The sequence below is a fragment of the Hymenobacter citatus genome, from assembly GCF_014333615.1.
GTDB lineage: Bacteria > Bacteroidota > Bacteroidia > Cytophagales > Hymenobacteraceae > Hymenobacter > Hymenobacter citatus.
This window is the reverse complement of the sequence record NZ_JACSCY010000010.1, coordinates 16,645-29,021: the sequence shown is the minus strand read 5'-3', so window position 1 is coordinate 29,021 and position 12,377 is coordinate 16,645. Positions and strand designations below refer to the sequence as shown.

The 12,377-nt window shown below is 61.3% G+C and carries 8 protein-coding genes; 5 read left to right on the top strand and 3 right to left on the bottom strand.

Features of this window, described 5'->3' with window-relative positions; translation table 11 throughout:
- Positions 1 to 131 precede the first annotated feature (131 nt).
- Both H8B15_RS13190 and H8B15_RS13185 read right to left on the bottom strand, forming a co-directional pair.
- A complete protein-coding gene (locus tag H8B15_RS13190) occupies positions 132 to 2,594 on the bottom strand; it encodes a TonB-dependent receptor (protein ID WP_187320160.1) in 2,463 nt (820 codons plus the stop codon).
- A 94-nt stretch (positions 2,595 to 2,688) separates the two neighbouring features.
- Entirely contained in the window at positions 2,689 to 4,074 is a 1,386-nt protein-coding gene (locus tag H8B15_RS13185) for an Nramp family divalent metal transporter (protein ID WP_187320159.1), read from the bottom strand.
- Between the two features lie 172 nt (positions 4,075 to 4,246).
- On the opposite strand from H8B15_RS13185, the gene H8B15_RS13180 reads away from it, so the two are divergent.
- The gene (locus H8B15_RS13180; protein ID WP_187320158.1) at positions 4,247 to 5,239 is read left to right on the top strand and encodes a cation diffusion facilitator family transporter; all 993 of its coding nucleotides are present in this window, start codon (positions 4,247 to 4,249) and stop codon (positions 5,237 to 5,239) included.
- 129 nt (positions 5,240 to 5,368) lie between these two features.
- Here the strand turns inward: H8B15_RS13180 and H8B15_RS13175 are convergent, their stop codons facing one another.
- Positions 5,369 to 6,391 carry an aldo/keto reductase gene (locus H8B15_RS13175; protein WP_187320157.1) on the bottom strand — a complete coding sequence of 341 codons (1,023 nt, stop codon included), beginning with the start codon at positions 6,389 to 6,391 and terminating at the stop codon, positions 5,369 to 5,371.
- Between the two features lie 422 nt (positions 6,392 to 6,813).
- On the opposite strand from H8B15_RS13175, the gene H8B15_RS13170 reads away from it, so the two are divergent.
- The 4 genes from H8B15_RS13170 (at position 6,814) to H8B15_RS13155 (ending at position 12,331) form a co-directional block, all read left to right on the top strand.
- The gene (locus tag H8B15_RS13170; protein WP_187320156.1) at positions 6,814 to 8,490 is read left to right on the top strand and encodes an amidase; all 1,677 of its coding nucleotides are present in this window, start codon (positions 6,814 to 6,816) and stop codon (positions 8,488 to 8,490) included.
- Between the two features lie 95 nt (positions 8,491 to 8,585).
- On the top strand, positions 8,586 to 9,044 hold the full coding sequence (locus H8B15_RS13165) for a GNAT family N-acetyltransferase (protein WP_187320155.1): 459 nt from the start codon (positions 8,586 to 8,588) through the stop codon (positions 9,042 to 9,044).
- 50 nt (positions 9,045 to 9,094) lie between these two features.
- Complete coding sequence (locus H8B15_RS13160) at positions 9,095 to 9,730, top strand: HD domain-containing protein (protein ID WP_187320154.1); 636 nt, start codon at positions 9,095 to 9,097, stop codon at positions 9,728 to 9,730.
- Between the two features lie 129 nt (positions 9,731 to 9,859).
- Complete coding sequence (locus H8B15_RS13155; RefSeq protein WP_187320153.1) at positions 9,860 to 12,331, top strand: S9 family peptidase; 2,472 nt, start codon at positions 9,860 to 9,862, stop codon at positions 12,329 to 12,331.
- The last annotated feature ends 46 nt before the right edge of the window (positions 12,332 to 12,377 follow it).

The window sequence follows — 12,377 nt, the reverse complement described above, 5'->3', positions numbered from 1 at the left end:
CAGCAGAGCTGCTTGAGCGTTGAATCTCACTCGGTATAGCCGAGCGAGTGCGGGAGTAGGGGAATTACCGAAGCACGTGAGATTCTTCACTCCGCTCAGAATGACGTTCTTTTCAATTTAATGCGGTATCCTCAAAAAGGCACCACCACCTTCACGCTCACATTCCTACCCTGATTATAAATGCCTGAGCGGCCATTGGGCGACGCGCTGTAGTACTCGAAGTATTTCAGCCGGTTTAGGTGCGACTGGTACGCCACATTTAGCACATTATCCACCTGCACAAATAGCTGCGCTACCTCGCGTTGCCCGCTGCGGAAGGTAGTGCCCGCGCCCAGACCCAGCAGCGTGTAGCCGGCCGTGCGGGTTTCGGTGTTGTCTACGGCGTAGAAGCGGTTTTGGGCGGCGTTGAAGTCCAGGGTGGCACGCACGTAGGTGGCGTGCAGCGGGCCGAGCGGGCGGGGCGTGGTGTAGCGCGCCTCGGAACGCACGTGCAGGGGCGGAATGAAGGGCAGATACTTGGCCGCGTTGCCTTCCAGGGCGCGTAAGGCGCTGTTTTGGTTGAGGCCCACCACATAGGCCAGGCTGTTATTGAGCACGAAGCCGGGTAGGGCCGTGGGGTGCAGATTGGCCGTGAGTTCGGCGCCGTAGAGGCGGGCGCCGCTCTGCTGATATTGGTAGGTGGCGTTGCCGGGCACCAGCTCCACGGGCTGGCCGTTGGCGTCGGTGAGGCGGGCCTGGTAGATGTAGCCCGTGATGCGGTTGTGGAAAGCGTCCACGCTCAGGTCGGCCCAGGGCAGGCGGGCGGCCAGGCCCAGGTCTTGTTGCAGGCTGAATTCGGGGTCGAAGGTGCGGTTGCCGAGGTACACGATGTGGGCGCCGGGGTCAAGGCCGTTGGAGCCTACCTCCGTGATGTTGGGCGCCCGGTAGCCCCGCGCCACGTTGGCGCGCAGCACGTACCGCTCGCCCAGCGCATAGGTACCCCCCACGCTGGCCGACACGCCCCGGTACCAGCGCCCAAACGCCGCAAACTGCGGCTCCCTACCCGGCGCGGCCGGCACCCGTTGCGCAAAGCCCGTGGCGGGGTTCGGCCCCACGTAGAAGTCGTTCCAGGTGAGGTGGCGCGTGTCGTAGCGCAGGCCGCCGGCCAGGTCGAGGCGGCCAAAGGTTTTCTTCAGATGCAGGTAGCCGCCGATGTCAAACAACTGATAATCAGGAATAGGAAAATCGGTGGCGTCCTGGTTGCGGTTGCGCTGGGCCATGCCGTTCAGGCCGGCCGTGGCCTCCACGCCCAGCAGGGTAGGGGCGGCGTAGCGCAGGTCGTAATTGTAGGTGGTGAGCTGCACGCTCAGGCCCGGCTGCTGGGGTAGGGTAGGGTGATTATACTCGCGGCGGCGGTTTTGCTGCACGCCCAGCAGCGCGTGCACCTCGCCCGCCCCCACCCGGAAGCGGTTGCGCGTGAGCAGGCGGTAGTGCTGAATGCGCTGGTACAGCGGATTCAGCCGATAAGTGGAAAGCTCATCCTCAGGCACCACCGGCCGGTTGCGGATGTCGTCGCCCTCGTCCAGCACCTGCCGCGTGAAGCGCCGACTCAGAGAGTCGCGGCTACCGTCGGGAATTTCCTGGTGGTTGTCGTAGAGCGTCACCGACCAATCGGAACTGCCCCAGGTTTTATCTACCCCGGCCGTGGCCGTCGCGTTCAGCTCCCGGAAGGCGGTGCCATACACGCGGTCGTCCACCGGGTTGCGGTAGTTCTGGGCCAGGCGGTAGGAAGCGCGGCCACCATAGTGCCAGCCGGCGCGGTGGTAGCGCAACCCCACCGACGCACCCAGCAGGTGGTTATTGGTTTGATATTCCGTGAGGGCGTCGCCGTGGAGCTGGCCCTCGGGGCCGTCGTCGGGGCGGCGGGGTAGGAGGTTTACCACCCCGGCCACGGCATCGGAGCCGTAGATGAGGCTGGCGGGGCCTTTCACCACTTCAATACGCTCAATGTCATACTGATCTACCTCGATACCGTGTTCGTCGCCCCACTGCTGGCCCTCCTGGCGCAGGCCATTGTACATCGTCAGCACGCGGTTGTAGCCCAGCCCCCGGATGAACGGCTTGCTGATGTTGGGGCCGGTGGTAACGGCATTCAGGCCGGGTACGCCCCGCACGGCCGCGTCAATCACGTTGCCGTTGGCGTTCAGGTTGATGTCGCGGCGGTTGAGGGCCGCTACCGGCACGGGGCTGCGGCGCAGCTCCGTTGCGCGCGATACGCCCGTCACAATCACCTCATCCAAGGCCGCGAGAGTGGCAGTCAGGGTAGCATCCAGTACCAAGGTTTGGCCGGGGGATATCGTCACGCGCCGCCGCACCGGCTGGTAGCCCACAAACGAAAACACGATTTCGGCGGCGCCGGCCGGTGCCTGGCGCAGCTCGTAGCGCCCCTGGGCATTGGTGGTGCTGCCCGCCGTGGTTCCCACCAGCGCCACCGTCACTTGCTCCAAGGGCTGCCCCGCCGCCCGCACCTGCCCTCGGATAGTAGCCGTGGCCAGTTGCGCCAGCGCCTCGCTCCCCATCATCAATACCCAAAGCAGAAGGAAAAGCTGTTTCATATTTAAAGCCTGTGAAAAATATATTTAGATTAACCTAAATTTTAAAACCAAAAAAAACGTCGTGGTGAGCCAGCCCACCACGACGCCGTATGGATTACCCTATAAACGTCTGCACCAATAGGTACACGTTCAGAACCACGATGATGGCCGACACGGCCCAGGCCGTGGCTTGCAGCCACGGCTTGTTCACGAACACGCCCATTTTGAGCTTGCTACCCGTGAAGAGCACCAAGGGTATCACGGCAAAGCTGAGCTGGAATGACAGGATGACTTGGCTGAGCACCAGCAATTCGCTGGTGCCGTGTTCCCCGTACAGCACCGTGACCACAAAGGCCGGTACCACGGCAATGCTGCGCGTAATGAGGCGGCGCATCCAGGGTTTCAGCTTCAGATCCAGGAAGCCTTCCATCACAATCTGGCCCGCCAGCGTGCCCGTGAGAGTAGAGTTTTGACCCGAAGCCAGCAGCGCCACCGCAAACAGCACGCTGGCCGCACCCGCGCCCAGAACCGGCGCCAGCAGCTGATGCGCGTCCGTAATGTCGGCCACGTCGCGGTAGCCGTTGTAGTGGAAGGCCGCGGCCGACGTCACCAGGATAGCCCCGTTCACGAAAAACGCCAGCAGCAGCGACACCGTGCTGTCGATGGTAGCAAACTTGATGGCCATGCGCTTGCCGGGTTCCGTTTGCTCGATCTGCCGCGTTTGCACAATGCTGGAGTGCAGGTAGAGGTTGTGCGGCATCACGGTGGCGCCCAGAATACCAATGGCAATGTAGAGCATGTGCGGATTGGTCACGATCTGGGGCTGAGGCACTAGGCCTTGCGCTAGCGCAAAGTAGTCGGGGTGCGACACCACCACTTCGTAGATAAAGCACACGAAAATCACCACCATCAGGCCCGCCACAATGCTTTCCAGCGCCCGGAAGCCTTTGTTCTGGAACAGCAGCACTACCATCACATCGAGGATGGTGAGGGCCACGCCCCAGGTGAGGGGTAGGCCGAAGAGCAGGTTGAGGGCAATGGCCGAGCCAATGACCTCAGCCAAATCGCAGGCGGCAATGGCAATTTCGCAGAGTACCCACAGCACCAACGACACCGGCCGGGAGTAATGGTCGCGGCAGGCCTGGGCCAGGTCGCGCCCGGTTACGATGCCGAGCTTGGCCGCCAGGTGCTGCAAGAGCATGGCGAAGAAGTTGGAAATCAGAATCACCGATAGCAGCGTGTAGCCGTAGCGGGCGCCGCCCTCAATGTCGGTGGCCCAGTTGCCGGGGTCCATGTAGCCCACGGCCACCATCAGGCCCGGCCCGCCAAAGGCCAGCAGCTTGCGCCAGAACGAAGCGTTGGCGCCGGGCACTTTAATGGTGCCGTGTACCTCGGGTAGAGAATTGGCACGCCGGGCGTGCCGCCAGCCGGCCTCGGGGGCGTCGGTGGGGGTAGGGGCAGGCGCGAAGGAAGCAGGAGAATCCTGTAAGCGTGGAGGCATAAACGACTTGAAACAGATGCGTTACGAAAGCTAGCTATCTTTTTTAGATAAACCTAAAAATTAATTTAAGCGTCTATAAATACGTGGAAAAGTAGGATAAAAGTTTCGCTGAAAGCAGAAGTGGTTTTTTTCGCGGAATTTTGTGGCCCTTTTTGCCGTTGCTCCCCTCCCTATGCTTGATAAGAAAACCAAAAACCGTCTGGGCCTGCTGTCGTTGGTGGTGAGCGTGGCGCTGGTGGCGCTCAAGTTCTACGCCTACTTTGCCACTGGCTCGCAGGTGGTGCTGACGGACGCGCTGGAGTCGATTATCAACGTCTTTACCAGCGGGTTTGCCTTCTACAGCATCTACCTGGCTAGCCTACCCAAAGACGAAAACCATCCCTACGGCCACGGCAAAATCGAGCACCTATCAGTAGGCTTCGAGGGCGGACTGATCTTGTTTGCCGGCCTCTATATTTTCTACAGTGCCACGCGCACGCTCTTCGAGCCGCACGCCGTAGCCGCGCCCGACCTGGGCGTATGGCTGCTGGCCGCGGCGGGCATCATCAATCTGGGGGTAGGCTACCTGCTGGTGCGCGAGGGCAAGCGTCTGAAATCGGCCGCGCTGGTCGGCGACGGACAGCACTTGTATATTGACGCGCTGACCTCGCTGGTGTCGTGCGCAGCGCTGCTGCTGGTGTTTTTCACCGGCATTGTGCTGTTTGATACGCTGGCGGCGCTGCTGCTGGGCGTGGTGATTGTGGTGAACGGCTACAAGATGCTGCGCAGCTCTGCTTCGGCGCTGATGGATGAGTCGGACGCGGCCACGGTGGCCGAAGTAGTGGCCGAGCTACAGCGCCACCGCCAGCCCGCCTGGATAGACGTGCACAACCTGCGCGTGCAGCGCTACGGCGCCAACCTGCACATCGACTGCCACATGCAGATGCCGTATTATTTCAGCCTCGAAGCCATTCACAACGAGCTGAATAAGATTGAAACCCTCATGCGCCAGCACGCCGACGCGGAGGTGGAAATGTTCGTGCACGCCGACCCCTGCACCTTCCGCGCCTGCTCGCTCTGCCACATGCCCGAGTGCCCCGTGCGCCAGCACGCCTTCGCGCACGAGGTAGAGTGGAACCTCGCCAACGCCGTCCGCAACGAGCGGCATCAATTGGGGGAGGGGTAGGGATTTTGTTGAAAAATCTGTCATCCTGAGCGCAGCGAAGGACCTTATCACGTTTGAACGACCGACGTATTAACGACTCGTTCAAACGTGATAAGGTCCTTCGCTGCGCTCAGGATGACAAATGAAAACCTACTTCTGCCGATCCTGACCGGTCATGTCCAGCATCCAACCGGGGTACTCAGCAGGCAACTTGCTAGCGTCGGTCAGCTTCTTCAATTCTTCCTCGGAGAACTGCACGTCCACCGATTTCAGGTTGTCTTCGAGCTGCGACATTTTGCTGGCGCCGATGATGATGCTGGTGACCACCGGCTGGTGCAGCAGCCACGCCAGCGACAGTTGCGCCACGGAAGCGCCTTTTTGCTCGGCCATGGGGTGCAGCAGGTCCAGAATGTCGAAGGCCCGGTCGCGGTTCACGGGCGGGAAATCGAAGTTGGCGCGGCGGCCGTCTTCGCCTTCTTGCTTCTCGCGGCTATACTTGCCGCTGAGCAGGCCGCCGGCCAGCGGGCTCCACACCATCAGCCCTACCTTTTGGTCTTGCAGCAGCGGCACCAGCTCCCGCTCCAGGTCGCGCCCGGCCACGGTGTAGTAGGCTTGCAGCGACACGAACTTCTCCAGGTGCAGGCGCTCGGAGGTGCCCAGGGCTTTCATGAGCTGCCAGGCGGCCACGTTACTGGCCCCGATGTAGCGCACCTTGCCGCTGCGCACCAGGTCGTCGAAGGCCCGCAGGGTTTCCTCGAAGGGCGTCAGCGGGTCATAGCTGTGCATCTGGTAGAGGTCGATGTAGTCGGTACCGAGGCGCTTGAGGCTGGCTTCGGCCTGATCTAGGATGTGCTTGCGGGTGAGGCCTACCTGGTTAGGTCCGTCGCCCATTTTGCCGCGCACTTTGGTGGCTACCACCAGCTCGCTGCGGCTCAGGCCCAGGTTGCGGATGGCCTGCCCGGTCATCTCCTCCGACTGGCCTTCGGAGTACACATTGGCCGTGTCGAGGAAGTTGATGCCCGCGTCTACGGAGCGTTTCAGCAGCTCGTCGGCGCCGTTCTGGTCTACCTTGGCAATGGCCTTGAAGCGGCCTTCGGTCTGACCAAAGGTCATGGTGCCCAGGCACAGCTCCGATACTTTCAGGCCGGTGTTGCCTAACAGGTTGTATTTCATGTTGAGGAGGGGTAGTTGGTTGTGGAAAGGGTATACTTACCTTAACTACAGGGTAGTTGCACTTGATGTTTTCTCCTGCCTCTTACTTCCATAAGAGTTGAATGGCTACCCGAACGATGTAGAGACGCATATTTGCGTCTCATCGTTAAACGATTTCGTTGGCCGCCAAGCGGGTGCAAAAGCTTTTTGCTTACGTCTCGTTGTTGAACGATTTTGGCCATTTGGTGCGGACGATGAGACGCTTGCTTGTTTCGTTCAACGACGAGACGCAAGTATGCGTCTCTACATCGTTCGGGTAGCCCGGAAAATCAACGCTAACAATCTGGCTTTTTCGCTGCGGTCAGAATAACAAGGAGTTGCTTGCGCAAGTCAGCGCCGCGAGTAGCTTTGCTACTACACGCCCTCACTCCTCCGCTATCCATATGATGAAAGCCTTACCCTACCTCGCTGTGGGCCTGACCTGCTTTGGTGCGGGTGCCTTCGCCACGCGCCCGGCCGAGCTGCCGCCCATCACGCTGGCTACCGTGCAAGCCGCCCAAGACCTGCTGGGCCTGCACTTCTCCGATGCCCAGCTCGACTCTACCCTCAGCAACCTCCGGCAGAATCGCGCTAGCTACGAAGCTCTGCGTCAGCTGAATATGCCCAATAGCGTAGCCCCCGCTGAAACCTTCGACCCGCGCCCACTCCGCATCCGCCAGGCTATGCAGCCCGTTCGCGTACCGGATGCCGGCAAGCTGCCCAAAATGGACAGGATGAAGCTACCTGCCAACCGCGACGACCTGGCCTACTATTCCGTGCGCCAGTTGGGCGAACTGCTGCGCACCCGGCAGCTGTCGTCGGAAGAGCTGACGCAGTTCTGCCTGGCCCGCCTCAAAAAGTATGACCCGCAGCTGCACTGCGTCATTAGCCTCACCGAGGAGCTGGCCTTGCAGCAAGCCCGCCAGGCCGACCAGGAAATACGGGCCGGCAAGTACCGCGGGCCGCTGCACGGCATTCCGTTCGGGGTGAAGGATCTGTTCAGCGCCAAGGGCTACAAAACTACCTGGGGCGCCATGCCCTACAAAGACCAGACGCTGGACGAAAACTCGGCCGTGGTGGAACGCCTGGCGCAGGCCGGGGCGGTGCTGGTGGCCAAGTTCACGCTGGGTGCGCTGGCCCAGGGCGACGTCTGGTTTGGGGGCAAAACCCGCTCGCCGTGGAAGCTGAGCGAGGGCAGCAGCGGCTCGTCGGCGGGGTCGGCATCGGCGGTGGCGGCGGGGCTGGTGCCGTTTGCTATTGGTACCGAAACGTTGGGTTCCATTGTGAGCCCGAGCACGGCTTGCGGTACCACGGGCCTGCGCCCTACCTACGGGCGCATCAGTAGGGCTGGCGCTATGGCCCTTAGCTGGACGATGGACAAGGCCGGTCCGCTTACCCGCTCGGCCGAGGACTGCGCCCTGGTACTGGCCGCCCTGGCCGGCCCCGATCCCCGCGACCCGGCCACCCTGCAAGCGCCCGCGCCCTTCCGCTACGCCTTCGATATCGATGTGAAAAAGCTGCGCGTAGGCTACCTGAAAGCCGATTTCGACCGCGACTACCCTACCAAAGCCAACGACCAGGCCAGCCTGGAAGTGCTGCGTAAGCTGGGCGTGGAGCTGGTGCCGTTGGAGCTGCCTACCCTACCGGCCGGCGCCATGCGCTTCGGCCTCTCCGTGGAGGGGGCCGCCGCCTTCGACGACCTCACCCGCTCGGGCCGCGACGGGCTGTTGGTGCAGCAACACCGCTACGCCTGGCCCAACACGTTCCGGTCGTCGCGCTTTGTGCCGGCGGTGGAGTACATCCAGGCTCAGCGCGCCCGCACTTTGCTCATCGAGGCCATGGACCAGAAGCTGCAAGGCCTGGACCTCTACCTGGCGCCGACCAGCAGCGCCAGCCTTACCATCACCAACCTCACCGGCCACCCCGCCGTGGCCGTGCCCAACGGCTTCCGGCAAAATGGCCTACCCAGCACAATCACCTTCACTGGCCAGCTCTACGAGGAAGGCAAGCTGCTGGCCCTGGCAAAAGCCTACCAGGACGCCACGGACTTCGACGAAAAGCACCCGCCGCTGTTTCAGTAACGCGAAGCTCTGCTTCGCGCGTCGTTGCTGATGTTGCAGCCGAAACAACGACTACCATTCACCGAAACGCGAAGCAGAGCTTCGCGCTACATCTTATGCACTCCCACACCAACCCCGACGGCTTCCGCATCAGCACTGACCCTACCGAGCTGGACGTAGCCGCCATTCATCACTACCTGACCGAAGACTCGTACTGGGCCACCAATATGCCGCTGGAAACGCTGGAGCGCGCCATTGCCAACTCGCTCAACTTCGGGCTGTTTGCGCCCGATGGCCGGCAGGCAGGCTTTGCCCGCGTCATAACAGACCGGGCCACCTTTGCCTGGCTCTGCGACGTATTTGTACTGCCCGAGTTCCGGGGTAGGGGCTTGTCGAAATGGCTGATGGAGGTGATATGGACGCACCCGGAGCTGAAAGACCAGCGCCGGCACATGCTGGCTACTGTGGATGCGCATGGGCTGTACCAGCAGTTTGGCTTCACGCCGCTGTCGGCGCCCGAACGCTTTTTGGAAAAACGCCGAGTAAATCCCTACGGCGTGCCTACTAAGAACTAATCAGGCATCATTTTTTGTAGGGAGTAGACTGCTTACTGACGTTGATTGATGTGACGAATTCTACCCTATCCAACCGCTGGCACCAGCTGACAGCACCTCTACTGCCTGATGAAGCGACCCGCACCGCTACCTACGAGCAGCTGAGCGCCGCCTATTCTGCTTCCGACCGGCACTATCATACCTTACACCATGTGCGGGCGTTGCTAGATGTTGCTGAGCGCCACACTTCTACCTTGCAAGACCCCATGGTGGTGCAGCTTGCCATCTGGTTTCATGATGCCGTGTACAGTGCCCGTCGCTCCGACAATGAGGAACGCAGTGCCCGGCTGGCGCTGGACTTTCTAGAGAAAACCAGCTTGTCTACCAAACAGCGGCAGCGAGTGGCCTACCTTATCGAGCGCACCAAAGACCACACCCAACCGATTTCCGCCCCAGATGCCGATCTGGCGTTTTTCCTGGATGCCGATCTGCAAATCCTGGGTGCACCCGAGGCTGATTATTGGCAGTACGCCCGCCAGATCCGGCAGGAATACCGTTTGATTCCGGACATGCTCTACCGCCCCGGTCGGCGCAAGGTGCTGGAAAAGATGTTGGCCGCGCCTACCCTCTACCGCACGCCCGAGTTTCGGCAGCGGTTAGAAGATACTGCCCGCCGCAATTTGCGCCTGGAGCTGGCTGATTTATAGCGCGAAGCCGTTCCCCTATAGGAGAGTGTCTGGAGGTGGGGCTGCTAGCATAGCCGTTGCAACGCCCGGCCGGCGGTTGGCGTCCTTGGGAGGAACTGCGTAAGTTGCGGTTCTTTCTTGTGCCTGTCTATGCAAAAACTCTCCGCTCTGCTTGCTTTTGCCAGCGTGTTGCCCCTGGCTGCGTCTGCGCAAACCGCTTCCTCCACTTCTGCTCTGGCTCCGCTGACGGTGGAGAAAATTATGCGCGACCCTACCCAGTGGCTGGGTACGTCGCCCAGCAACGTGTTTTGGAGCGAGGATGGCAAGCGCATCTACTTCAATTGGAACCCCGATAAAAACCGCCAGGACTCGCTGTATTATGTAGCGCCCAGCGGCGGCCCGGTGCGCAAAGTCGGCTTTCGGGAGCAGCAGGCCCTACCCGCCGGCAGCGGCACCTACGACGAGCGGTACACCCGCAAGGTATATGAGAAGGACGGCGACATTTTCCTACTCGACCTGAAATCGGGCAAGATTCGACAGGTGACGAACACGGCCGAGCGCGAATCCAACCCCGATTTTGCCCTGCAAGGTCAGCTCATCAGCTACGCCCGCGGCGGCAACCTGTTCACCTGGAACCCCACCACCGGCGAAACGGTCCAGCGTACCGACTTCCGCCGCGGCACCAAGCCGAAAAACGGCCTCACCGACCCCAGTGAAAAATTCCTGAAGGCCCAGCAGCTGGCGCTGTTTGACATTATCCGGCAGCGCGACCAAGACGCCAAGGCCCGCGAGCGGGTACAGAAGGCGCTCAGCAAGCTACGGCCCAAGCCTATTTACCTGGGCCAGCAAACGGTGCGCAGCCTCCAACTTTCCCCAGATGGTCGCTACGTGACTTACTCCCTGGCGCAAGAGCCCGCTAGCGAGAAGGTGGCCGTAGTGCCGGCCTTCGTCACGGCCTCGGGCTTCACCGAAGACATTTCGACCCGCACCAAGGTAGGCGCCCCGCAAACGGCTTTGCAGCTGGGCATCTACGATGTGGGTAGGGACACTACGTTTGTGCTGGGCTACAAGGAATTGCAGGGACTCGACGAGCAACCGGCCTACCGCAAGGAGTACCAGCTGAAGGCCAAAGCGCCTACCCCCGCCGACTCGGTCAAAGCCGCCACGGCCGCCAAAAAGGAGAAGCCCGCCACCGAGCTGCGCCGCGTGCAGCCCTACGGCCCTGTGTGGAGCCCCGACGGCAAGCACGCTTTCGTGGTCATCCGCTCGGCCGACAACAAGGACCGCTGGATTGTGGGCCTCGACCCGGCTACCCAGAAAATAAAACTGCTCGACCGTCAGCACGACGACGCCTGGATCAACGGCCCCGGCATTGGCTACGGCACTGGCAACGTGGGCTGGCTGCCCGACAACCGGCGCATGTGGTTCCAGAGCGAAGCCACCGGCTACTCCCACCTCTACACCATCGACGTCACGAACGGTCAGAGAAAGGCCCTTACCAGCGGCAAGTTTGAAATTCTGAACGCCCAGCTCAGCCGCGACAAAAAGACGTGGTACCTCACCGCCAACAAGCCCGAGCCCGGCCAGCAGCAGTTCTACCGTATGCCGGTAGAAGGCGGCGCCATGACGCAGCTAACCACCAAGGTAGGCGCCAACGAAGTCACGCTCTCGCCCGACGAGAAAACGCTGGCCGTGCGCTACAGCTATTCCAACAAGCCCTGGGAGCTATACGTGATGGACAACAAGCCCGGCGCCAAGATGCGCCAGCTTACGCACTCTACTACCCCCGAGTTTGAAAGCTACCCCTGGCGCGAGCCGGAAATCGTGACCTTCAAAGCCCGCGACGGCGCCGATGTGTACGCCCGCCTCTACCGCCCCGCTACCCCCGCGGCGCAAGGTCCGGCCGTAATTTTTGTGCACGGTGCGGGCTACCTCCAAAACGCGCACAAGTGGTGGAGCAGCTACTTCCGCGAGTACATGTTCCATAATCTGCTGGTAGAGAAAGGCTACACGGTGCTGGATATGGACTACCGCGGCTCGGCTGGCTACGGCCGCGACGTGCGCACAGGCATCTACCGCTACATGGGCGGCAAGGACCTTACCGACCACGTAGACGGCGCCAAAATGCTGGCCGACAAATACGGCGTCAGTCCCCAGCGCATCGGCATTTACGGTGGCAGCTACGGCGGTTTCATCACGCTCATGGCCATGTTCACCCAGCCCGACGTGTTCAAGGCCGGCGCGGCCCTGCGCTCCGTTACGGACTGGGCGCACTACAATCACGGCTACACCGACAACATCCTTAACGAACCCTACAACGACAGCATTGCCTACGCCCGCTCCTCGCCCATCTACTACGCCGATGGCTTGAAGGGCGCCCTACTCATGTGCCACGGCATGGTGGATACCAACGTGCACTTCCAGGATATTGTGCGCCTCACCCAGCGCCTCATCGAGCTGCACAAAGAAAACTGGGAACTGGCCGTCTACCCGGTCGAGAATCACGGCTTCGAGGAACCCGCCTCGTGGACGGATGAGTACAAGCGGATTCTGAAGCTATTTGAGACGAATCTGAAGCCAAGTGGGGTAGGGAGTGGTAGCAGCGGCGGTACCGGGCAGTAGGACTGCTTGCTTCGTAAAATACCATGGCCTCGCTACGCAATTATGT